General features: G+C 40.5%; 20 protein-coding genes and 2 pseudogenes. 7 read left to right on the top strand and 15 right to left on the bottom strand.

Translation table 11 applies throughout. The annotated features are described in order from the left end of the window. Nucleotides 1-108 precede the first annotated feature (108 nt). On the top strand, nt 109-735 hold the full coding sequence (locus RS893_RS17560; RefSeq protein ID WP_315786075.1) for a 4Fe-4S single cluster domain-containing protein: 627 nt from the start codon (nt 109-111) through the stop codon (nt 733-735). A 258-nt stretch (nt 736-993) separates the two neighbouring features. Here RS893_RS17560 and RS893_RS17565 read toward each other — a convergent pair whose 3' ends face one another. From RS893_RS17565 to RS893_RS17580, 4 genes are all read right to left on the bottom strand, one after another. Beyond that, nucleotides 994-2,496, bottom strand: a complete 1,503-nt coding sequence (locus RS893_RS17565; RefSeq protein ID WP_315786078.1) for an ABC transporter ATP-binding protein — start codon at nt 2,494-2,496, stop codon at nt 994-996. 6 nt (nt 2,497-2,502) lie between these two features. Beyond that, nucleotides 2,503-3,180: an energy-coupling factor transporter transmembrane component T gene (locus RS893_RS17570; RefSeq protein ID WP_315786082.1), complete on the bottom strand. Its 678-nt coding sequence runs from the start codon at nt 3,178-3,180 to the stop codon at nt 2,503-2,505. 80 nt (nt 3,181-3,260) lie between these two features. Further along, nucleotides 3,261-4,889, bottom strand: a complete 1,629-nt coding sequence (locus tag RS893_RS17575) for an FAD-dependent thymidylate synthase (protein ID WP_315792008.1) — start codon at nt 4,887-4,889, stop codon at nt 3,261-3,263. 110 nt (nt 4,890-4,999) lie between these two features. Continuing rightward, nucleotides 5,000-6,109: a carboxylate-amine ligase gene (locus RS893_RS17580; protein ID WP_315786085.1), complete on the bottom strand. Its 1,110-nt coding sequence runs from the start codon at nt 6,107-6,109 to the stop codon at nt 5,000-5,002. A 256-nt stretch (nt 6,110-6,365) separates the two neighbouring features. Between RS893_RS17580 and pepE the strand changes: the two genes are divergently transcribed. Both pepE and RS893_RS17590 read left to right on the top strand, forming a co-directional pair. After that, complete coding sequence (pepE, locus tag RS893_RS17585; protein ID WP_315786088.1) at nt 6,366-7,079, top strand: dipeptidase PepE; 714 nt, start codon at nt 6,366-6,368, stop codon at nt 7,077-7,079. 141 nt (nt 7,080-7,220) lie between these two features. Further along, a complete protein-coding gene (locus RS893_RS17590; protein ID WP_315786090.1) occupies nt 7,221-7,961 on the top strand; it encodes an SDR family NAD(P)-dependent oxidoreductase in 741 nt (246 codons plus the stop codon). 130 nt (nt 7,962-8,091) lie between these two features. Here the strand turns inward: RS893_RS17590 and RS893_RS17595 are convergent, their stop codons facing one another. The 3 genes from RS893_RS17595 to RS893_RS17605 form a co-directional block, all read right to left on the bottom strand. Next, on the bottom strand, nt 8,092-9,360 hold the full coding sequence (locus RS893_RS17595; protein WP_315786093.1) for a hypothetical protein: 1,269 nt from the start codon (nt 9,358-9,360) through the stop codon (nt 8,092-8,094). A 388-nt stretch (nt 9,361-9,748) separates the two neighbouring features. Continuing rightward, nucleotides 9,749-10,345 (bottom strand): protein-S-isoprenylcysteine O-methyltransferase, encoded by a 597-nt coding sequence (locus RS893_RS17600; protein ID WP_315786096.1) that lies wholly within the window; start codon nt 10,343-10,345, stop codon nt 9,749-9,751. Between the two features lie 468 nt (nt 10,346-10,813). Further along, nucleotides 10,814-11,824, bottom strand: a complete 1,011-nt coding sequence (locus tag RS893_RS17605) for a hypothetical protein (RefSeq protein WP_315786098.1) — start codon at nt 11,822-11,824, stop codon at nt 10,814-10,816. 127 nt (nt 11,825-11,951) lie between these two features. Here RS893_RS17605 and RS893_RS17610 point away from each other — a divergent pair, with 127 nt between their 5' ends. Further along, the gene (locus RS893_RS17610) at nt 11,952-12,206 is read left to right on the top strand and encodes a hypothetical protein (protein ID WP_315786100.1); all 255 of its coding nucleotides are present in this window, start codon (nt 11,952-11,954) and stop codon (nt 12,204-12,206) included. Between the two features lie 306 nt (nt 12,207-12,512). On the opposite strand, the gene RS893_RS17615 is transcribed toward RS893_RS17610, so the two are convergent. Beyond that, complete coding sequence (locus tag RS893_RS17615; RefSeq protein ID WP_315786103.1) at nt 12,513-14,270, bottom strand: WD40 repeat domain-containing protein; 1,758 nt, start codon at nt 14,268-14,270, stop codon at nt 12,513-12,515. A 1,191-nt stretch (nt 14,271-15,461) separates the two neighbouring features. On the opposite strand from RS893_RS17615, the pseudogene RS893_RS17620 reads away from it, so the two are divergent. Beyond that, nucleotides 15,462-15,746, top strand: a pseudogene (locus RS893_RS17620) (HEPN domain-containing protein); the annotation flags it as partial. A 180-nt stretch (nt 15,747-15,926) separates the two neighbouring features. Here RS893_RS17620 and RS893_RS30330 read toward each other — a convergent pair. Then, a pseudogene (locus tag RS893_RS30330) lies at nt 15,927-16,016 on the bottom strand (hypothetical protein); the annotation flags it as partial. 23 nt (nt 16,017-16,039) lie between these two features. Next, the gene (locus RS893_RS17625; protein ID WP_315786105.1) at nt 16,040-16,435 is read right to left on the bottom strand and encodes a hypothetical protein; all 396 of its coding nucleotides are present in this window, start codon (nt 16,433-16,435) and stop codon (nt 16,040-16,042) included. A gap of 437 nt (nt 16,436-16,872) precedes the next feature. Here RS893_RS17625 and RS893_RS17630 point away from each other — a divergent pair, with 437 nt between their 5' ends. Then, nucleotides 16,873-18,078, top strand: coding sequence for an MFS transporter (locus RS893_RS17630; protein ID WP_315786108.1), 1,206 nt, complete (start codon nt 16,873-16,875; stop codon nt 18,076-18,078). 92 nt (nt 18,079-18,170) lie between these two features. On the opposite strand, the gene RS893_RS17635 is transcribed toward RS893_RS17630, so the two are convergent. Then, complete coding sequence (locus RS893_RS17635; protein WP_315786111.1) at nt 18,171-18,842, bottom strand: DUF4142 domain-containing protein; 672 nt, start codon at nt 18,840-18,842, stop codon at nt 18,171-18,173. 720 nt (nt 18,843-19,562) lie between these two features. Between RS893_RS17635 and RS893_RS17640 the strand changes: the two genes are divergently transcribed. After that, the gene (locus RS893_RS17640; protein WP_315786114.1) at nt 19,563-20,252 is read left to right on the top strand and encodes a dienelactone hydrolase family protein; all 690 of its coding nucleotides are present in this window, start codon (nt 19,563-19,565) and stop codon (nt 20,250-20,252) included. A gap of 415 nt (nt 20,253-20,667) precedes the next feature. Here RS893_RS17640 and RS893_RS17645 read toward each other — a convergent pair whose 3' ends face one another. The 4 genes from RS893_RS17645 to RS893_RS17660 all read right to left on the bottom strand — a co-directional run bounded on the left by RS893_RS17645 (nt 20,668) and on the right by RS893_RS17660 (nt 24,299). Then, on the bottom strand, nt 20,668-20,823 hold the full coding sequence (locus RS893_RS17645) for a hypothetical protein (RefSeq protein ID WP_315786118.1): 156 nt from the start codon (nt 20,821-20,823) through the stop codon (nt 20,668-20,670). A 247-nt stretch (nt 20,824-21,070) separates the two neighbouring features. Then, the gene (locus RS893_RS17650) at nt 21,071-22,519 is read right to left on the bottom strand and encodes a hypothetical protein (protein ID WP_315786121.1); all 1,449 of its coding nucleotides are present in this window, start codon (nt 22,517-22,519) and stop codon (nt 21,071-21,073) included. Beyond that, a complete protein-coding gene (locus RS893_RS17655) occupies nt 22,500-23,315 on the bottom strand; it encodes an alpha/beta hydrolase (RefSeq protein WP_315786127.1) in 816 nt (271 codons plus the stop codon). The genes RS893_RS17650 and RS893_RS17655 overlap by 20 nt, the downstream gene beginning before the upstream one ends. An 18-nt stretch (nt 23,316-23,333) precedes the next feature. Then, on the bottom strand, nt 23,334-24,299 hold the full coding sequence (locus tag RS893_RS17660) for an SDR family oxidoreductase (RefSeq protein ID WP_315786129.1): 966 nt from the start codon (nt 24,297-24,299) through the stop codon (nt 23,334-23,336). Nucleotides 24,300-24,337: the final 38 nt, after the last annotated feature.

The raw sequence follows: 24,337 nt of genomic DNA on the forward strand, positions 1-24,337 counted from the left end.
CAAATAGTACTCTGTCAACCGCAGTTGCATCTTGAAAAAGACTTGGTGCAGTTTTCTAAATAACAGCAAATTAACTGACGTATATACATTCGTTACAGAGAAACAACTATGACTCAAAATAAAACCGACTCATACATGGCACTGATGCAGATTCCCGCCGGATATCTCAATATTATGGGCTATGTGGATGAATCTGAAGTGAATGGCCCTGGATGTCGTGCTGTAATTTGGGTACAAGGGTGCTTGCGGGAATGTCCAGGTTGTTTTAATACAGAATCTTGGTCTTTTGAAATCAATCAACTTGTGTCTGTAGATAGTCTGGCGGAAAAAATTCTCAGTAATCCTCGCAATCAAGGTGTAACTTTTTCTGGTGGTGAACCTTTCTGGCAAGCGGCCGCACTAGCAAATCTGGCTCGCACAGTGAAAGCGGCTGGATTGAACGTGATGTCATTTAGTGGTTTTACTTTGGAACAATTACAATCTGAATATGCTCCTGCTGGCTCTCAAGAACTATTAGACCAGTTAGATATTCTCATTGATGGCCCCTACGTTCAATCACTAGCGTTAAACTCACCTGACTCTCCTGTTTCATCTAGCAACCAACGGGTTCACGTCTTTAACCCAGCTTTGAAAGATAACATTTCTTGGGCAAGCGATCAGATCGAAATTCATATTTTTAAAGATGGTAGCCGACTTATAACTGGCTATCGAGGAAGGTTGGAACTGGGAGATTAGGGAGGTGGGGAACTCGGGGTCCCCACTCCCTTAGGGGAGTGGGGATTAGGGGCAATGGGGAGTGTGAGGAGAATAACCAACCACTAACAACTAACAACTAACAACTAACAACTAACAACTAACTACTAACTACTAACTACTAACTACTAACAACTAACAACTAACAACTAACAACTAACTACTAACTACTAACAACTAACAACTAACAACTAACAACTAACTACTAACCACTAACTACTAACCACTAACTACTAACCACTATTGTACAGACGCGAGGAACATCGCGTCTGTACTAACTACTAACACTTTTACTTGAAAATCTCCTGCTGGTAAGGGAACGTGAGAGGTGAGTATTAGGGCATTTCCCTGCTGGGTAAAGTTTATGAGAACATTCAGCATTAAGGATAAGGAATGTGGATCTTGTCCAACCATAATTTCATCTAGGAGGCAGATTTTCGGTTGTCTTGCTAAAACAGCACCTAGTGCTAAACGCCTTTTTTGTCCTTGAGAAAGGGACTGGGGATGTTTGTGTGCTAATTCGCTTAAATTTAATTGTGATAGTAGAGAGTTAGCAACCTCTGGTGCTACTCCTGGTTGGAGAATTTCTGCACTTACACTGTCAGCAAATAGCTGGTGATTAGGGTTTTGAAGCACAAAACCAATATATTTGGCAATCTGAACAACGCTACGTTTGATCATATCTCTACCCAGAATTTCTAGTTTGCCTGTGTCTGGTTTGAGTAATCCGCTAATTAGCTTGAGTAGTATTGTCTTACCGCAACCATTTTCTCCTTTGAGCAATACTATTTCTCCTGCTGCAACTGCCAAATCGGGAAAAGTGGGATACCCGCCCCAACTGAGTTGGTGAGTCTGAAGAAAAATGGGGAGATGGGGTAGTGGGGTGGTGAGGTGATGGGGTGTAGACGAGGCAGTGCGGTGGACTCCTTTCCCGGCATAAAGGAGCCACTGCGGTGGACTCTTCTCCCGACATAAAGCACGTGGCGTCATCTGCCGTGCGCTCATAGGCTTCCCGTAGGGTAGAGGTGATGGGGAGATAGGGAGGTGTGTGTCTAATTTCCACTCTTGTAGCTTGCCATCTTGGAAGTAATAAGAGCGATCGCATATCTTTTTGACTAAATCTAACCGATGCTCAATTATGATTATCGACTGACCTTGGTCTGCTCTAGTCCTTAGTAGTTGCAGTAACATCTCCACACCTTTGGCGTCGATATAAGCTAGAGGTTCATCTAACAGCATCACTGGTTGTCCAATTGTCAATAAACACGCGATAAGCAGGCGTTGCTTCTGTCCTGCTGAGAGTTGTTTAATTAACCAATTTCTTTGTGCTTCTAGACCAAATTCTCTTAGTGCCGCATCTGCCAGAAGTGGGATTTTTTCTGGATGAACGTTCCAGTTTTCTAAACCGAAGACAAATTCTTCCCAGACTTTTTCTGTAAAGATTTGTGTCTCAACATTTTGTAGTACTGTGCAAAAATATTGCGATCGCTGTCTGACTGACCACTCGTTTAATTCTGTTCCCTGATAAAAAATTTTTCCTTTTAACTCTCCCCCTGTATGATTCGGCGCAATTCCTGCCAGGCAATTTAACAAAGTACTTTTACCACTGCCGGTTGCCCCAGCAATCAAGACAATTTCACTAGGATACAGGTTAAGATTAACACCTTTAATCGTGGGTTCGGATCTGCCTGGATACCTGAATAAAAGGTCTATGACTTCAACGAGAGGTGGAGCAGATACCATAATTTTTTATACAAATAATTCAGTATATACCACAATAGCTAGCATCACAGTTACACTGACAGTAAAGATGGTGTCTTGCAATTGCCATCTTAAAGGTTTGCTGTTACTGCGCAGAGCTTGTGGATCGTAACCTCTAGTTTCCAAACCTACTGTAACATCGTCTGCGTAGGCAACTATCCGAAACATCAGGGGTAGAAATAAACCAGAAAACCATTGCTGGGGTTGAAATTTCAAATCTACTCCCCGCAACTGATTTGCTTCTAGAATACGCTGAGTTTCTTGCTGGATTATTGGTAGAAATCTCCAAATCAGCATCAAGCTGAGTGTTAAAAAGCTGGGTAAACGTGTAGCTTGTAGCGCTCTAATCAAGTCAGATGGTGAAGTTGTACTGGCTAGCAGTGGTGTTGGTAATATAATGGCGACGAGGCGCAGGGTACTAAAAACAGATGTGTTGAAGTCTCTTAACCATGTGGAAACAACCATGAACAACAGCAGGCTGATGCTCACATACCCCAGAATTTTCAGGTTGATTTGCACCGAAATCAGTACTAGTAGGAGTAATGGTACCACTAATACAGTAATTGCCCAGATATTATGCAAAATAAGGGCAATGCTCAGGATAGTAATACTAGTAATAATTTTGAGTAGGGGATTAATTTGAGTTAGGAAAGTATGCTGCTGCATAGGCAAGATGTGGGGAATTGGAATTGGGAGAAAGATTTGATTCCCCAATCCTCAAGATGCTCTACTTAGCTACTTGAAACTTAGCTTTGATGTAATTGCTGCAATTTTGTATCAATTCTTTGCTCTGCTGCTAATCGTTCCAAAGCATAGTCATTGAGGTCTACAAAATGCATGTTAGCTACTAATGTTGGGTGAACAGCATTAATTTGCTGATATATTTGTTGGGCAACTGTGCGGTAAGAAGGATGTCCTTGTCGCGAACTTCGTAATTCCACAAGATGATAAACTTCCCGGAGATTCAACTTAATTCGCCAGCGCACTCGATAGGCGAAAGGAACAACATATTGTGCTGCATCTGGTAAATCTTGACTAATCAATTCGGTTATTTCGGCTGCATATTCCAAAGCTTTGCGGTATGTTTGGTCAAGGTTTGCTTCTTCCAGTTCTGTTGGCACTACATACCCATGATGAACACAGTAGTGTTGACGTTCTTGTGTGAGAACACGATGTCGATGTAGATCACGATAGGCACCAATATCAGCTAGCATATCAAATGTGTAGTAGGTCTCCTCAAAAGCACGTCCAGGTCGATGAAATCGCGATTCGCGATCGCCTACATAAGTGTTAATAATTTCTACTCGCTCTTGGGTGGATAAACCAACAACGTATTCTTGAATTTGCCCGAATGTCAAATTAGTGTGGGGATAAAGGATGGCTGCAACAATCTTGAGTTCGGCATCTGGATCGTACTCAACTAATTGCACAGTTGAGCTTGCCGCTGGCTGAATTTGTCCTAAATGTTTTTGTGCTAATAATTGTGTACGTCCCCAATTGGTTGATAAGTAACGGGAATATTGAGCGCCCCGTTCGGTTTTGGCACGCTTAACAAATGAAGGTATGATTTGATCTAGTTCTTGTTGCATGGAAGCCCCAAGGGTACGCACTTCTGGGTGAGGAGAGGCAGCAAGCTTGACTAGCAAATACTCAAATGCGCGTCCGTTACCAAACAATCCCACATTTGTCAGAGTTGCCATTGGCAGTAAACCACGCAACAAGTCCAAAGTTTTAGCTTTTGTTGCATTATTATATGCTCGCTCGGAAGTAGTCGTATCTTGAGGGGTATACTTTTGTACCCAACTCCACAAAGGCTCTATTAAATGAGTGTAAGTGTCGAATAAATGATCTAATGTTGCCTCATAACGCTGTGCATGACTTGATGTCATAATTGACGGTTCGCGATAGTAGCGGTAGCGTCCATTGATTTTGCGATTAAAAGGAACATATCTTGTTGACTTCTCTAAGGGAGAAATTCCTAAACGACTGTCTTCAAGCGCTTTTGCTGCAATATTACTAATTCCTTCACAGGCAAGATGTGCGCCTCCTAGTTCGGCTACTGAGTCATCACCATAACCAATCAACACCCGATCATAAAAAGCCTCTGCTTGTTGAATCGCCACTAATTGATCAGCACCATTGTCAGATCCTCCACTGACAATGCGAGCAAAACTAGCTTCTGGTGCTTTGATAAACTCATCGAGTAAAATACGCCGTAAACTTTTATCACTACGGCTATACCGGGAGAATAATGCACCCTTGACAACCTCAGGCAAATTCCGCAAACCAAAGACAGCACGATCCGAATTTGTGATAAAAGGATGTAATAATAAGCTCTCTTGTTCAGTGAGCGACTCTTCCAAAAATTCTTGCATCATTTACCACCTCAGTTTAGTGCTGCGATTGTTCGCCTATCAATCGCTGTTGGACACTTAACTATTATTAATGATGAATTAGCTCGGCTGTATTTAGGTTTCTAAATTCTCTAAATTTTTGCTGTCTGGGCAACAATGAAATCAACAACATCCTCCAAGCTTCCTCTACGTTTGTATATTTCACGCTGCCGTGTTGCGCTGTTCCCTTGTTGTATTGTTTCTAGCACGATTGCTGAAACTTCGTCCCAGTCTCCATACTCTTCTAGGGATGGACGCACAAAGGTAAGAAATCTCTTAACTAGTTCCTGTGCAGGAACAGCACATTCTTGTTCAATATCTATTAACTCTGCATCCAATCCATAGCGTGCAGCGCGCCAATTAGCAGCACGTATAAGTTCGTAGCGTGCCACTTTTAACGGCTCGTTTGCCTTTGCTTGCTTGTAACAAGTCCGCGCTAACGCTCGCACTAGTCCCGCAATCATCACAGCTTCGTCTACCGTCATGCACACATCCGTGACGCGAAACTCTAGTGTCGGGAAGCGCTCAGAAAGACGTATATCCCAGTAGATCTTTGTCGCTTCCTCTACACTTTTAGTTTTCAATAAAGCTTCTACAAGCGCTTCATATTCAGCAAGTGAGGAGAAAAATAAGGGTGGACCTGATATTGGCCATCTACTCCAAATTTGAGTGCGATAAGAAGCATAACCAGTATCTGTACCTAACCAAAAGGGCGAAGAAGCAGAAAGTGCCAGCAGTGGGGAAAGCCATACTCGCGCACGGTTCATCACATTAATGGCCATAGAGCGATCGCTGATACCAACATGCACATGACAACCAAAAATTATGAGTTCGCGGGTAAGCTGTTGATAATCTTGCATCAGCGTTTGATAACGCTGTTTGGGTGTAATTTGCTGTTGTTCCCAGGATGAAAATGGGTGTGTTCCAGCAGCAGCGATTCGATTACCGTCAACGGCTGCTGCTGCAATTACTGAGTGGCGCATACGTACAAGCGAAGCGCGCACCTCAGAGAGCGTGCGACAGACTGGTGTACCAATCTCTATTTGTGAGAGTTGAGCTTCAGGCTGCACCTTTTCACCAAGAGCTTCCTGTGCAATGGGGAGAATCTGCTGCACACGTGAACAAAGCTCACGCGTTGTAGGGTTGATAATTTGATACTCCTCTTCAACACCGATTGTGAAGTCTTCTGCTTGGGATGGCATAGCAAATGTCTCCTTCGCTTAGAGGCGAACATGGTTGCTGTTTTGGTGCGGTCTTTGATCTGGTAGTGGCAATTATGCCCTTTAAGCACAGCAGATTACGTCAGGCAATAGGGAGAATATTTTGCCAAAGAACTGTACCATTGGGACTAATACATGTTCTATTAAAATCAATCTTTGATTTGACGAAACTCATAGCTGATGCTCAAGCCTGTTCACTAATAAATGAACTATTAAATACTATCAAAATTTGAATTTTATGAAAAAAAGATTATTGTTGCTCAGTAATTCAACAAATATTGGTGAAAGTTACTTATTTTATGCTCTTCAAGAAATTATAAAATTTTTAGGAGAATCTGTCCAAAAAATATTGTTCATACCCTTTGCAGGTGTGACCTTAACTTATGATGAATATACCGAACGAGTTGGAAAAATATTTAAAAATTTAGATTATCAAATCGAAAGTATTTATGGCTCTGAAAAGTATCATGAATTGATTGCAAAAGCAGAAGCTATAGTAGTCGGAGGTGGAAATACTTTTCATCTAGCTCATTGGTTACACAAAAGTCGAGTTATTGAAATAATCAGAGAAAAAGTAAATCACGGTACACCTTATATTGGATGGAGTGCAGGCTCAAATGTTGCTTGTCCTACAATTAAAACCACTAATGATATGCCAATCATTGAGCCTATAAATTTTAGCGGATTAAATCTAGTTCCATTTCAAATAAATCCTCACTATACAGATGCAGTAATTCCCAATCATAATGGAGAATCTAGAGAAAAAAGAATTAAAGAATTTTTAGTTGTCAATCCTGATATTTATGTTGTTGGCTTAAAAGAAGGAACTATGTTAAATATCGAAGGCTCATCAATGAAATTAATAGGTAAGCAAACAATGCGTTTATTCAAGTTCGGAGAACCAATTGTTGAATATGACTCTAATTCCAATCTCGATTTTCTTCTTAAATAGCTGCCCAATCTTCGGCTAAAGTCATTCGATTTTAGATTTTGGATTGGCTCCACAGATTTTTCTGGGGCTTGTACCATCAAAGAAGTATCGGTCAGTTCTTGCGATAAGTAAATTAAGAGTTATTCCTACGATTTTTTGATCATGGATTTAACAAATAAGACCCTAATTGTAACAGGAGCTTCCCGTGGTCTTGGTCGAGCGCTAGCGTTAGAGTTAGCGCGTGTTGGAGTTAATCTGGTGCTGTCAGCTCGCACACCAGAACCTCTACAGGAAACACAAGCACACGTGAGTGGACTGGGTGTAAAGGCGGAAGTTGTGGTAGGAGATGCTGCTGTTGCTCAAACTGTCCGAGAGATGGTGATCACAGCTCAATCTCTGGGAAACTTTTATGGTTTTATTCATAACGCTGGGGTTTTAAATCCAGGCCCGCTTTTGTGGGAACTACCAGAGAATCAATGGTTTGAGGTTATTGACTCTCATCTAAAGGCGGGATATCAACTCATTCACCAATCCGTTCCACAGCTGTTGCAGGCTGGTAGTGGTCTTGCGGTTTTTGTTGGTTCAGGTGCAGCTTCCTCCAACTTAGCAGGAATTGGAGCCTATGCTGTCGCTAAGGCGGCGCTGGAACATCTAGCTCGACAGCTAGCTACTGAAGCTCCACAAATCACTAGTTTTGTCTATCGACCTGGTGTAGTAGAGACGCAAATGCAACAGCAGGCTCGTACTGCTGTTGGTGGTGGCTCTCAAGTACTGCATCGGGTTTTTCGAGGCTATCAGCAACAAGGAATATTAAGGAGTCCAGAAGAAGCAGCTGCGGCTTTAGTGCGAATCCTGACAGAGAATCCGCGCTCCTTCCACGGTAAAATTGCTAACTTTCCTTGAGATGGCGATCGCTTCGCTAAGGGTTAGCGGAGATTGCTACAAGCAACAAATGAAAGAAACACAATTTTTCTCCTATACCCTCACACCCCTATACCCTCTGTGTTTATTGAGGTAAGTAGCCAAAGGAGTGTCAATCCCTGGCAATCCGAATGAATGGAATGATTTTCTGAGCAGGATCACTAGCTATTTGTACCCAAACACTCATTAATCCTGATTCACTATCAAATTTGAATTCAGGTCTGTTGAGTGTATAGCCTAACTGTTCTATATTTTTCGAGTGTTCGTTGAGGTCTTTTGCTGTAATTAAACGTCTATTTCTATCAATGTGAAAATAGAGAGTTGCTTGCCACTGCTCGGAATCATTATGAGCGCGGTCTAGAATAATTCCTAACTGTTCAAAATAACCAATAATAATATTTGCTAACCATTGATCGTCACGAGTTGGTGTAGACCAATACTGAGGACGTTTGAGAGCTTTAATTTCCTCTTCTTTTTGAGCTAGCCGCTCCATAGCCTTTTCTAACTCTGCAATCACGTGTTTTATATATTGTTCATTCTTAGCGGCTAATCGCTCTGATTCTTCTAGTTTTGCTAAGACGTGGGTATAGCTAGGCTTTGGATTTCCTATGTTAGCTAACCCACTTTTGGTTTGTTTCTGATTGACAGCATTGTAGAATTTCAAGCGATCGCTAATATTCAAGGTTCTGATAAATTTAACTTTCAAAGACGCTAAGTCTTCGTGAATTTGACTGTAAATTTCTATAGTATCATTCACAAAACCCAGATTTTCATTGCGTTCTATTTGGGTGAGCAAGTTTTTGTAGTTAATTGATTTAATGTCAAGCTCACTCTTAAATTTATTTAATCTAGTGATAATTCTTTCATCTTTAATATGCCTAAGTTTGGCATCTATTGATTTTTTCAATTTTTCAATACACTGTTCTATATGGGAATTTAAAATTTCTTTGATATTGAATAAAAACTTATCTATAACAGCATCGGCGAATAACTTTTCTTCTTCTGCTTTACCTTGATAAACTTCCAACTCTGCCTTGAGATTGGCAACTGTATCTAACAATTTTTTGTTAACTGACTGCTCTAGGCGTAATCGGTTCTCAATTCCAAGTTTGGTCTCTACTTCCTTGGTTAATTCAGCAATTTTCTCATCTTTGGGTTTAATAAAAGCATCTATCTGATTATTGGCATTATCTTCATACAGATGAGAACTGGCTTCATTGACTATTCCGATCGCAGCACTGCTTACAGCCACAATCCAAGCAAGTGTTTTTGCATTAGAATTTTCGCTTTTGACAGCTGTTACAGCAGCTAAGAAGGTTAAACAACCTGCGATTGTGTTAATGATATTCCTGGGCTGTCTTAAAGAGATTTTATGTGTCATAATAATATCCCTGATCTCCTGTTTCGCCTATAAACCAAACAGCTTGAAACGGATCGTAGATAAATCAATACTTATTACTTATGTGTACAGAAATACTTGACTACTGGACATTTTGAACCTGTTTCTAGATTTGTCTGTACTGGACATTTTGAACCTGTTTCTAGATTTGTCTGTAATGATTTTCTCCTAAAAAATCAAATTATACTCTATAAAATCCTAAGCGATAGTTGTTGAGGCTGTTTGAGGGGAATTGCCCCTCCATCCGCCATGAGGGAATAATTATCCAGTCAGCCGCTAATACCAATTTTGAATTTTAGATTTTGGATTTTGGATTAAAACCATTGATTAGTAGGCTATTCCAGAATCTTTAAACAAGACTCCCGCGTGATTACCCTGCTATTTGTGAAAGTTTTGGAATCACTCGCCCTGTCCGAGTCATGTATTCTTGATACTGCTTGCCAAACGTGTCGATCATCATTTGCTCTTCTAGATGGATGCGTAGGAAATACATTGGCACAAATGACACAAGGTAAGACAGCCCATAAATCCAGTTGTGTAGAAGTAGAACTTGAGCAATTCCCCACAACCAGAATGCTGCATACATGGGATGTCGGATATATTGATACACTCCTGTATCCACCAACGAATGATTTTCTCGAATTTCCAAAGAGGCTGACCAGTTTAATCCTAAATCTATGTGGGCACGCCAAAATATCCAGATGGCTAATCCAAAAGCAACCGTACCAACCCATCCTGTCCAACCTGGCAAATCATAATCCGCAAATTTTAGCCAAGGCGTAAAAACTCCAACCAGAGGTAAGAGAAACATTCCCAGAACGCTTAGAAGCAACAACAAAATTTCTGGAATGGTCTTACGGTCATCTTTAACTTTACTAGATTTTACCTGTTGAGCAAAATAAATACGAATCACCAACACAGTTAAAAAGCCAAGCAGAAACGCTGCTTTACAAGTTGCCTCAGACATTTTTCAATTTTTCCAGAAAGCTCTGCGTACTTATTCTATTCAACTGAATTTGTTTAATACTCAAAAAAACAATGCTTCAATTGCCTCACCAACAATTTCAAGGTTGCATTGGCAAAGTAGGCATTGGTGGATCATTCTAATTCTCTAAAACTTTCCACTTGTAATAATGGCAATAGTTATACCGTAAATTGGATTTTAGATTATGAAACATTAACTAGATAAGCTTTGGAGCTATCCATCTGTCGCAATTATTTTTCCAATTGGTATTTAGTTGCTATTCAATCTATAAATAATGAATACTAATGCTCCTGAGCAAAATTTTGGGCATTACATTCATTGGTCTACCATCACTCACCATATAGGCAATTGAGCTACTTGCAGGCAGCATTCTAAAATTTGTTTATACCTTTGTATCTCGCAGTCAACGGGGATCGCCTGTTTTTGAGCGAAACTTTGATACAGGTTTTTTCACAACTCTAGTTTTTTCTTCAAAATTGGTTTTGACTGAGGATGGCTGCGCTCGAAATTATCCTTTTTAGGTTTAGGTGCTTGCTGTACTCTAGGTTTATCTTTTTTAGATGCTTGCTGAACTGTAGCTTTATCCTTCTTGGATGCTTTGAGAAATTTGGGCGGAGTTTCTTGAGGTGGAGCTAATAGTGCTACAAAACCGAAGACATCACGCCCCGGCAAAAATTTCGCTTTGAGGGTGACAAATGCCGGCTGACCTTGATCTTCTTTAGGGGCTTTAGGATTAAATCTAAAGGGTCTGACTGGCGCATCTTTCCAAAGCAAGGGTAAATGGCTAGCCTTCATAAATTTTACCTTTTGGGCAGGTTCGGCTTGCTTAATATATTCGAGTCTTTCGTGAGTAAAGTTGCGGAACACAGAGATGCAAGGAGTAGAACAAACAGGAATAAACTGCCATAGTCCTGAGAATTTAAACTCTAGGTCTAGTAGTTCTCCTGAAACTGCCTCTTCAACTCGCCCTCTGTCAAAGCCAACTAGCTGAAAAGCGATGCGATGCGGTTGCTCTTTGCGTGGAAAATGAATTGCTTTTGGATAAACAACTAGACGTTGATTGCGGTTGCCTGTTGCTTCTATTTCTTTTTGCAGAGCTTCAAATACTTTGCGTTTGCGGGGAACATAGAAAAGTGGGTATTGAGAACGACCGATAGTAACAGTGCTTTTACCGTCCTCAGTTAAGTTAACTTCTCCAGTAATTATCCCAACAGCTTGAAATATTGCTCCGGAATCTTCAATATCTATTTGTGACTCAGTATCCTGATTAACTTGCTTGTCCTCAGATAGGCTTTGCAGCAAAGAAGCAGCCTCATCCGAAGTTGGGGAATTTTGTAGAGATTGGTCTGGGGAGGTTAGGGAAGTTTTTTCCTCTTGCCCTGCTTGCTCAAAATCTACCGAGGAATGCAACTCAGTATCACTAGGCTCATTAGGGTTTGGTTCGGCAAATGCCATAGCCATAATAGTTGTTCTTTTGTGAAATCGCTAATTATTCTATTTTATTGTCTACAAAATGTCTACAAAAACGTAGACATTTTGTAGACAAGACTTTAGTATGTATACAATTACGTATACATAAGTCTACACAATGGCTAGTAAAGTAATCTCGTTTCGGCTAAGTGAACTCGAAATTCAAGCACTCTCAGCGCTACAGATTTCCGAGGATGAGTCACTAAATCAAACTGCGGCTAGGTTGCTCAGGGGTATTCTTGGCACGTCTACAGATGTGTCTACAGTGTCTACAAGTGTAGATATCAGAGAGATAGTTAGACAGGAAGTAGAAGTGGCAATTTCTCAGGTCAAAGGTGAGGTGGATAAGCGATTGGGGGAATTAGCCGCCTGAGAGAACAGGCTGATTCTCCCAGGCTCAAATCTAAGCCAAATTTTGAGGCAGGGCGCGATCGCATTTCCGAAATGGATTAAATATTACATATTATTGCAATTTCTGATCAGAGGCTATTAAATCAAAGTCATTGCGACGAAGTTGGAAAAAATAAACTCATAATGAATATGATGTATTTGTCGTCGTGTGGCAGAAGGCTTAGGAATTGCGATCAATGCATCTATAAATATCCGCTTATTTATAAGGGGTTAAAAAAATGCTTTTGCGATCACTGCATTTGTCCAACTTCCCTTTCTTCCTTTCCCTTTAACTTCGTTGCCAAATTTTAATTGTCTTATCCAAACTCCCACTTACTAAAATTTCTCCAGAAGTACTAAATGCTACTGCCGTAACTGTGTGAAGATGCCCAGTAAACGTACCTAGTAATTCACCTGTTTGTAAGTGCCATAATTTAATTGTTTTGTCAGCGCTACCACTGGCAATCGTTTGTCCATCAGGACTGAGGGCGATCGCATAAACTCCATCTCTATGTCCTTCAAGAGTATGCAGCAATTCCCCTGTTTCTAGTTGCCAAATTTTTATGGTTTTATCCCGACTTCCACTGACAAGAATTTTGCGATCACTACTCATCGCTAAAGAACACACAATATGACTATGACCTGTAAGAGTATTTAACAATTGGGCATTTGGAGTCTTCCCCTCTTGTTGGCAAACTTGCCATACCTTAATTTTGCGGTAACTGCCTGTAACTAAAATTTCTCCGTCTTGGCTCAAAGCTAGAGAATGAGCAGCAGTATCATCCAAAGAGAGGGCAACTATAACGCGACGTTGCATTAAGTCCCAAAAGCAAATTGTTCTGTCGTCTCCTCCTGTTGCCAACAGGCGTCCGTCTGGAGTAAAAGCAACACACCGTACCATGCCATTATGTTTGTGCAAAATATCGATCAAATCCCTAGCACCAACATGCCACATCTTGATCGTAGAATCTGCACCTGCACTTACCAAAGTATGACCGTCTGGACTGAAAGCAAGAGCATTGACTTCATCTACTAGTCCAGACAACATCCAGGGATGTTCAGATAAAGTACCTACTAGTTCTCCCTTTGTCAAATCCCACAATTTTGTTTCTCCGCGACTTCCACTTGCTACTAAAGTAGAATTGCCGCTATTTTCGCTTCCTGGATAGAAAGCAAGACAGTTTATACCTCTACTATGTCCTTTCAGTGTTTGCCAACATTCCCAATCGCCGATTATGCCTTTGAGAGGATGTTCTGGTGGCACAGTTTGAGTTTTTTCTGGCACAAACATTTCATCAAATAATGATGGCGTATCTTGTTTGCTAATTCCTGTTGCTAAATACCAACTCAATCCACCTGCATACAGCAATTGACTGGGAGATACATAAATTTTTGGTTCACTAAATTCAATTTGATTTGTTGGTAAAAAACCAGTCACTATCGCTTGTTTCTCGTAACCTCTCTCACCATTAAATGGATAAAACAGACAGACAAAAATTAATACACTGTAATCTCTTAAATCTTCTTGAGCGACTGACCATTTAACTTTATCTTTTTTAATTCCATTAAAACTTTCTCCATCAGCCACACAAACAAGAATTTTATTTTTGGGATTGTCTACTAGTAAATAAGGAAATTTGCTTTCACCACGTAAATTTCCTTCATCATCTAAAACCATACTTTTTACAGCATCTTGTGGTAATTTTTTCACAGATTTTCCCAAACGTTGAGACATGACTTGATCAACAATTTGCTCTCGCAAAATATAATCTTCTACTTGCTGCTGAAAGTATGCTGAAAAAGGTATATTCCAATCGGAAAATTCTGGATAATCAGGTGGTATGGGAGGTGGATTTTTACCAAGAATTTCTGCTTGTTGGCAAGCAACTATTAACATTTTTTCCAGTGCTTCGCCCGAAAATGCCATGATTTCAGTGTGGCAACCTCTGACTTGAGTTTCCAGCAAAGATACGTCATGAGTCCTTGGTTTTTTCACCCGTTGAAGGAAATCAGCTTGTTGAGCTTTGAGTAAGCTAATCCAATCCATCGAAAACCTCACAAGGGTACTGCAACCTTATAGCGCCAGTAATTAGTTGTGCAGAGAATTTAATGAAATTAGAAGAAACAATAAGTCATAAATGAGCAATTTCCATAATTAAATCTATGGAATTTAAAATAGATTTTTTGTTATTCCATGAATCTAATAACTTGATTTTATCAGTCAAGTTAAATTTCCCCACCAAAATAATCACGATTTGTATCTCCAGGTAACTTAATTAAAGATCGGTATATAGCACCCCTTAAAGGTTAAATTTTAATCTGTCAATTTGGACACAGACTTTTTCCTGCTAATTCATCAAAAAGCTACTGCATATCTACGTTATGCTATACAGAGCCAACAGTTCAAGTTGATTAACTAGAGTTAACAACTAGTCAATTATATTATTGGTATGCATGGACAAACACAACTACTCACCAGATATTGATATCGTAGGTAACAAATTCAGGCTTAATAAATTAGCTGATAGCAGTTTATTCTAACGAACCAGGAAAAGAAAATACTGTTCGCACAGAAGCAGTTGCTGAGGAAAAATGGTGAGACGCGATCGCTTGATTTTATTCTCACCTGAGTATGTGTGATCAGATATTTATAATGGCAAGCATGAGGTGATTGTCGAATGGAAAAACTAGCGCAATAAGATATTGTACTAGGATTCAGCCTCTCTTAATGCGGCAATTTAGTAAGTATGCTGTGAGTTAGTAAAGTTTTAAAGGAATCATGGTAGTAATATAACACCTATAACCAACTCAATCATTGCAGAAGTTACTTGTCGGTTAGTAGCCTTACTCAACCCTGAAGAAATTATCCTATTTGGTTCCTATGTATAGGGAACCCCCCATCAGTACAACGATCTAGATTTATGTATTATTTTACCGAATGATATACCAGACTTTGACCGGATTGAATGGGGAGTAAAGGCAATAAATGCTCTTGATGACCTGATGATTGATGTCGATGTTCTCATTAAAACCAAAACTGATGTAGCAACATTTAAAACAGTTCCTGCATCCCTTACTAGAAAAATATTAGAACAAGGTAAATTACTCTACAGAAAACGCAAAACGCATTCTGGTACATTTTTGGTTGAAAAAAGCTCAACGTGATTTGAGTGCAGCACAAAAATTAGCTCAAGAATTATCGGTTATAGCAATTTATCATTGTTAGCAAGGAGCAGAAAAAGCACTTAAAGGCTTCCTTGTTTTTCACGATACTGATCCAGGAGATACTCATAACATTAACACTTTAGTGAAATTAGCTTCCACATTTAAACCAGAATTTGCAACAGTCTTAAAAGCAGCAGGATATTTAAGTCTATATAACCAAACATATCGCTATTCAATGGAAGCAACAGAAGATTTTAACCCTACTCCTGGAGAATTAAAGCAGGCCTATAAATTGGCAATGGAACTTTATAGAAATGTAATTAATTCTATGTCTCATGAAATTACTAAAAAATCTTAAAATATAATGCCGATTCAAGTAATATTTGCGACAGATAACCCCACCCGCCTAACGGCACCCTGCCTTTAGCAAAGGGAGGGTTGGGGTGGGGTCTTATATAATCCATGTGTTGTATTCTTTTCTCAAATTGGTATAAGTCTGGATTAACCGGGATAAAATTCAAAATCCAAAATTGAATGGTTACTCAGACAACTGCCAAATTTTGATAGTCGCGTCAGTACTACCACTAGCTAAAGTTTTGCCATCAGGGCTAAACGCGACTGATCGAACCCTTCAGAATACTCTTAAAGAGATTACGCGGTTTGACCTTTCTCAGTCGATGTCTCCTCTGCACCACCTTTCAAACGGCTGGCCGTACTTTTACGGACACGTTCGCTTTTGCGAACACCACCCGCCATTTCATACTCGCGGCTATCTTTGCCATACTTAAAGGCAACTCCAATCAACATTTTGTCCATGAGTTCGCCTAAGGTTTTTTCCAACTCTTGAATCTCTATTCTAGAACAGTCAATCACCGCTAGAGCAGTATTATAGGCATCAATTTTTGTACGTAACTGTTCCATTAGTTGTGTCATATTTTGGAGATTGCGAGTATCCCCAAAATCCATGTTTGAATCAATCGCTCTTAGTCCACAGAATCTTAATTGAGCTTTTTCCAGAATCCGAGATGTGCGTCTTTGACGAGTCATAGATATGCTCCTAAAAAAAGATTATAGAGCTAGCTTGCCTTACTAAAGCTGAATTCTAAATCAGCAGAATTAGCATATTATTGTATTTTTTCTAACAATATTTTGTGTTTATTTTGGTGATTTCTCTTAAGTATTGCTGTTGTCTAAACAGATTACCCTACCGCTATGCCATTTTTTGTTAGAGGTTGTGAGAAGTTATTTTTTTCTAAGCAGATGCATGAAATTATCGTGATCTAACGACAGAAGTTCGTGATCTAACGACACAAGTTTGTGATCTAACGACAGCTTGTTGGGGAATAGCGATCGCTCATTTTTATTCTGGGCTGAGTATGTGCGATCGCAACATTTATAATGTCGAGCTTGAGGCAATTAAGATTATGAAAAGCAATCTCGACAATGTGAATATATCTGTGTGAAACAACACAGAGGACAAGAGGATGGAACAAAATCCAAAAGTCATGACTCAGCCAAAAATTTTGTGGTTGCAAGTTTGGAGTTTAGCTGGAGTGCAGGGAGCAATTATCATCTGTTGGTTGATTTATAACCTGTATTTACCCAAACTGCTAGTTGGGTTTGACTTTCCTGAGTCTTTGGCAGTAGGAATAATTATTTTAGAAAATGCCTTGGCGGTAGTTATGGAACCACTCATGGGTGCGCTTTGTGATCAAGCCAAGTATCGAGTCGGAAGCAGTTTCCCTTTTATTACCTTGGGAGTTATCCTCTCTTCGGTTTTGTTTATTGCTATCCCCTGTATCGTTACCTTTGTCCCACCATCAGATGTGACAAGATTACTGTTACCTTTAGCATTGGTGGCGTGGGCGTTAGCAATGACGGTATTTCGCAGCCCAATCTTTGCATTATTAGTTTACTACGCAATACCACCTCAGTTACCTTCAGCACTCAGCGTCGTGATTTTCGTAGGTGGAGTAGCTGGTGCGTTCAGAGCGGTAGCCAGTAATTTTATTCTCAGTTTAGGGCCAATTTTTACCTTTGTAATTGGTTCTTTTACTCTTTTAGGGGCGGCGGCGACATTACGCTTGTTTAACCCACCAGATTCACCGATAGATCAAATACAAACACGGACAAACCTAGAACAATTTCTCCGGTCATTAGCTTTAATTTTAGGTACTGGGGTTGGTATAGCTTTGGGTTCCCGATTATTGATGGATGCTTTGAGTAAACTGCTCAAGGTTAATTTAAATACTGATAATGTTGATGGTTTAATGTTGATCATCAACCTTACTATAGCGTTTGCATTTATACCAGCAGGAGCATTGGCTGTGAAAATTAGTAATCGTGTAGCCATGATTATTGGTGTTGGGATCACTACTATATTTTTGATGATAATTTTATATTTAGGCACATATATTCCTGTAATATTACTAGGTGTATGTGGCTTTAGTTTAATATTTAACGGTGGCATTCCCTTTTATTTTTCGCTAGTGCGTCCTCGTTGGGCAGGATTAGCGGTAGGAATGTATTTTGCGGGATTTGCCTTAGTAGGAAGTTTATTTCCGGTAGTATTTCCTCAACCACAGTTAATTACACCAGAAATTGGGGTTTGGGTAAGTGCGATCGCATTTGTGTTTGCGGGTATATGTGTCGCTTCAAGCCGCACACCCAGCGAAGAATTAGAAGGGTAATTCGTTATATAATTTCTGATTGGATAGATCCCCGACTTTTTTAAAAAAGTCGGGGATCTGGCAGAGCCGATCATAATTAATCCGATAAACTACTAAGGTGTGGTAGTGGGGGATGGTGTGGTAGTACCTGTGGTTTGATCTGCAAGTGATTGAGCTTGCTGCAAGTGCTGTTGAAGAGTTGGTAATGTTTTAGTAGCAAAAGCTTGTAGGTCAGGATCTTGTCCTTTCCCAGCTTCATTTTGGAACAAGGAAATTGTCTTTTGGTGATCTTGCACCATCTGATTCATATATGCTTGATCAAAATCTGCACCAGATAGCTTGGACAGGTTAGCTGCTACTTGTTTATTTTGTTCACCAACGCTTTGTGGTACGGTAAGTTTTTTCTGTGCAGCTAACTGTTTAAGTTGATTTTGAGCTTGAGTATGATCTGTGATCATCTGTTGACCATACTGCTTGACTTCAGCGCTTGCTGCTTTTTTTTGCGCTAGTTGCCCAAGCTCAATTTCTGCCAAATTACCTTGTGTGGCTTGAGTTACAAACTCTTGATTGGAGATAGGGGTAGTGTTTTGATTAGTGGGAGTGGTTGTCTGGGTAATTGGGGTAGTAGATTGGGGCGTAGCTGGGTAGGTTTGGGTTGTACCTGTTTGAGTCGCCGTTTCATTTGGTTGAGTTGCACTTTGGTCTGACTGATTTGTTGTAGTGCAACCAGCAGTGGTCGATAAAGCAACAAGTACAGCTGTAAAAAGTGTTACTGGTTTAAGCATACTTTCCGTTCCTCCTAGCAAGAATATTTTTGTTCACTTTAAACCAACTTCAGATTGTTATTGGGAATAAACACAGCAGACGTGCCTTCTTCGACGACTCTACGACAAGGGCTACAGCCTGGGAATGCAAAAACTAACAAACAAAAAATTCATTACAACTAAAGCAATGTCTTTTGTGCATATGGAAAGTAAAAAATACTTCATAGTTAAGGGCAGCCAAAACTAAGAATTAATGACTGCCGACAAGAAATAGACATGCTATTTGTGTGTATAACTATCTGAGCTTTTCAGTCAATCTTAAAAAACTAAAATCTTTCTTTCCTCTAACTTATGATGGTGAAACTTTATTTACCACTACTCCTTCAGGAATAGACTATGTGAAATTTAAATGTAATTTTGAATACAGGTTTAGGTTTTAACCAAACTATTTCTGCACCATTAAAGCGTATTATCCCAATATTTAGTTAAAAAGATTTTTTTTCTATCCAAAGAATGAGTATTGATTTAAACATTTATTTAGCAAAATGTGTCACAGGAGACATGATATGTATCCCACTTTTTGAGCCAAGATAAAGCAGAAAACGTGTACGAGGATGAAAGCCAAAATGGCAAAAATACAGCAGGATTGCAGATAGTGGCAATTGAAAATATTCACTGCACTATTATTTGAAAACTACTGTAGAAATTAGGTTGACTTAAAAATTTACAATGGAGGATTTTGTGCAACCTATTTACGATGAATCATATGAGATGGTAGTCCAAGGTGTTGAAGTTGAACAACAGCAGGAAGAATATTATCCAGTTAAATTAATTACGAGTTTGGGTACAATTCACTGTCGTTACTATTCAGTTCCAAGCAGCGAGAAAGCAGTAATTTGGGTTGGGGGTATCGGTGGTGGTTGGGATACACCTGCTCGTGGACTTTACCCCCTACTTTGTCAGCAGTTAATCAAGGATGGCATAGCTTCTTTGAGAGTACGTTTCCGCTATCCAACACAATTAACAGACTCTATTATGGATGTATTAGCTGGTATTAGCTACTTACATGAGGAGGGTATTAAAAATTTTGCTCTTGTTGGTCATTCTTTTGGAGGTGCGGTAGTTATACAGGCTGCTACCCAATCTCCAGATGTCAGCACTGTTGTCACCCTTGCTACTCAATCCTACGGCACAGATGTAGTTTCTGAACTAGCAACCCAGTGTTCGCTATTATTGTTGCATGGTACGGCGGATCAGGTACTACCACCCTATTGCTCCCAAAGTGTTTATCAACTTGCCCTGCAACCCAAACGCCTAATTCTGTATCCTAATGCCGGTCATGGTTTAGATGAAGTGGCTGATGAAGTTACTCAAGTTGTCCGGGATTGGATCGTTGACCAGTTAAATAGTTCTTCAGTACGTGTACTTTAGTCTTTGCAATTCACTTTAAATAATTTTACTAAAACTATAAACAAATATAAATGTTTATAGTCTTTTTATTAAGTGATTAAATTATCGTCAGAAAATGCAAGATTACTTTAGAATACACTTGAATTTACACAAAAAAATTAAGATAAAAATATTCCTTAAGTATGATACCGTCAAGCTACAAGGAAGAAGCTACCATTTTTTATCTGATTGATAATTTAATATATTTTAAATACACTCTCATGAAAAATAGAGGCTAAAGTAAAGAATAAGGGTGAAAAGATAGTCAACTTGATCTATTAGCTTTACAAGAAAACATCGACTTTATGTTTATTCAAGATTTATTAATTTGCTTACAAATTACAGCAGATATCTTCAAACACAAAAAGCCTTCTGATTGTCTATCAAATCTTCCCTGTCATTGTTCTAATCCAGGAAAAAAACTAGAGTGTGAAGATTGTGAATATCTAGAGGCTTGTTTATCTGCTTTTCCACCGATTGATTCCCAAATAGCAGCATCAAATTTGTCTACATCGCCTGTTTCCGCTAGGAGCTGCTCGTCGTCGTGTGACACAGATTTTGAAACAGCAGTCGTTTAAGGAAAGACGCTTTTAACAATGGCTGATACCAATTTTGGATTTTAAATTTTAGATTGCAGTCTTTGGCAAAAGGCTATATCAGGAATCTCCAACAACACTAACTATGACGTGAGTTCGAGAGATTTGATAAGCCCAACATCCCGCGCTCAAATAAATAGCTGGCTCATAACAAAAACCCACTTTCACAGTGATCAGTGATCAGTTATTGATCACTGATCACTGTTAACTGACCACTGATTCCCATTGAACGGGAAAGCGATCGCTTGTTTGCTGAATGAATTGATCTAGCTGTTCTAGCATTAGCGAACCAGGAACCGGATAACGCGCTGAAATAACTCGTTGTAAATCTGTGTAATAGCGAATTAACGTGGCAAAGTTTCTAGGGAATTTATCTTCTTCTACTCCAATAAACTCGCCATGCTTACGAGATCGCTTGAAGACTTCGCGCCAGCGTTCTATTGAAGGTAAACCAACTGCATTTACTCCGTGAGAGAAAAGGAACATGTAAATTTCATCGTATGGATCAGTGCTGTCTAAATAATTTTCAATCCAATCTAAAGAAGACTGCATGTTAAACTTCATCCAGAATGGCACAGAACCAGTGCGTAAAGTCCACATTGGTTCTAGAAGAATAAACGATTCCACTAACAGGCGGTTGGCAATGATGCCACGTTGTTTATACCACCAACGATAAAGTTCAGCGACAAAAGGACTGAGATGTTCTGGTTCTTGAAAGATGATCCGCCGAATTTGATAACCGCGATCGCGCGCGAAATTTTCAATATCGTCTCGCAAAGTCGCCTCAAAACCCCACTCTGCCTCTGGTCTTTCTCCATCTGGTGTGGGCGGATTCCACTGTCGTCGTGGTGACTGGTAGCGTTGCAAATACTCTGCTACACTTTCACCACCTTGAAAAAAGTCCGCTTCTGTAGCGCCACCTAATGCCCCAAATTGGAAAATGTGGCGATCATCTACTTGCGTAGTGGACCAGGTACGTTGACACTCAACGATAAAAATAGTAGCGCCTTTTGGTAAACAGTTTTCCAAAAAGTACTTGTAGATTTCACCAAGATGTAGACGCTTGACGCGAAAATAATTCATACCCCGCAAACTCAATCGATCTTGGTTGGGATCATACATGTGATGCAGTTGTAGATCGGGGTTAGCAGCCAACAAAGGTTTGGCTTTTTCCCTACCCCACTCCATCGCCTTTTTTGGTTCGTCTGGATGGATCTCCGGATGGAGTACAGGGATCATAAAGGTTTGTGGCAACCAAGGTATACCCAAGACAGCACACAGATGTACAATAGCACCACTAGCTGAACCAATTGCCACCGCCGGATACTGACGTTGAGGATACTCGTTTATAATCCATTGTGAGGCTACCTCAGCATTCACATCTTTTAAGCGTTCTGGAGGAATTGCTTCGCCTGCACTACCAAGAGTGTAGATGACTTCTTGCACTTGTCGAGGCAGCTTGTTAATTAAAGTTGCGATCGGCTCAATGGCAGGTGGCTGCACACCCATCCCGGGAAAATCTTCCCCACGTAGGTAAGCAGCAGTAGCACGTAGCATTGCGGAACCAGAGTCGAAGCCAGCGATGTAAGGCGGAGCTAATCGTAATTTTGTGGTTAAAGAAGCCAAAATTCCATCATAGAAAGGTGTTTTCATCTAATCTTTCCTTTTGGAGCAACTGCGATCGCGTAGCTTCGATAAATGCTCGAGTTACACGAGATAGTTCTAGTGGTGCGCTGTAATTGAGGGTGTGTCCTCCACCCGGAATCACAGCTAATCGAGCATTTGGTAGGAGATTAACAACTTCTTCTGCCCATTGTTGTGACACAACAGGATCTTCTTGACCACGCACTACTAACGTGGGTACGTGCAGGTAAGGTAGTTTTGTCTCAATGCGGTCTGACAGCGCAATTTGGATAGTACGGACAATGCGTGGTAGGCCAGCTAACCAGTAATCGTATACTTGCAGTGGAGCTTGGGAAGGATCTTCAAAAGGAGCATTGAGCATAAAACGCCAAAGCTGTTGCGGTAAGTTACGAGCGTGTCGGTCAATCGTTGGCCCTTGCAACACTGCTCGTTCCAGGCGGTCAGGGTAACGCAAACCAAACTCTGCTATTACCTGACAACCAAAGGAGTTTCCTAGCATAGTTGCCCGTTCAATTCCGACTGCATCCATCCACCGACATAAAATATTTGCCAACTCTGGCAATTCCAATACATGCTTTGGTTTCTCACTTTCACCGTAACCAGGGAAGTCTGGAGCATACACCTGATAATACGGCGCTAGCAACTCCGCAGTTGGAATCATGTAGCGACTGGAAACCACTACTCCATGCACCAGAATCACTACGGGGGTAGATTCTAGCAAAGGCTCCTGTGATTTGCGTGCATGTATTATTAGACCATCAACTGTTGTGTAGTGGCTTTGCAATCTCCCCTTAGGTAGATTCATATTTGTTGTTTTTATAGCTTAAATTTGCATCCCAAATACACGTGCTACCTGCCTGGCCATATCCCAAACATCTTGGGTTGTAATTCCACCAGTACCCAACCAATTACCACTGATGCCTGTATAGTCTTCCATTGGTTGGAACACATTACCATCGGTTGGAGCTGCTGGCTTTCTGTCTTGGAAGTGATCTTGATCAACTTGGCGCGCCATCATTCGTTCTTCAAGATCAGGTGCTAATGTTTTCTCTAAAGCTAGCAGATAGCCTGCTTGCCCAACAATGATTTCTCGCTGTGGTCTATTTACTAGCCCGACAATTGCCTCTGCAACGTCTTTGGCAGGATAGACTGGGCTGAGTGGCTTGGTTTTGCGACCAGTGTAGTTGGCTGCGTGCTGAAAAATTGGTGTATCAATCGAGGCTGGCAACACCGTACAAACATGGATGTCAGGTGCATTGTCTAGATACAACTCCATCCGCAGGGAATCGGATAGTCCACGAATCGCATATTTGCTGATGGTATAAGGGCTGGTATATGGCTGACCACTAATCGCCACAACCGAGGAAACATTGATCAGGATACCACTACCTTGTTCTCGGAAGTAGGGTAGAGCTGCACGCGCACCATGTACATAACCAAATAAATTGGTGTCAATCACTCGCCGGAAAGCTTCCGGAGGAACATCTTCAAAGCGGGCAAATAAAGAAACAGCAGCATTGTTTACCCAGACATCAAGCCGACCAAAATTTTCAATTGCACGCCGTGCTAATGCTTGTACAGCTGACTCATCGGTAACGTCTATGGGTACTGCTAGAGCTTGTCCACCCAATTGTTTACACTGTTGAGCAACGTCCTGCAAAGCAGTTTCCCTGCGAGCTGCTAATAGTAACGTTGCACCCTGTTTCGCAAATTCAAGTGCTGTGGCACGTCCTATGCCACTAGAAGCACCTGTAATGACGATAACTGAATCTCTAATTCGCCGTGGCATACTACTTTCTCCTTAAGCGATCGCACTGGTTAAGAGTA

The organism is Fischerella sp. JS2 (genome assembly GCF_032393985.1).
Lineage (GTDB): Bacteria > Cyanobacteriota > Cyanobacteriia > Cyanobacteriales > Nostocaceae > Fischerella.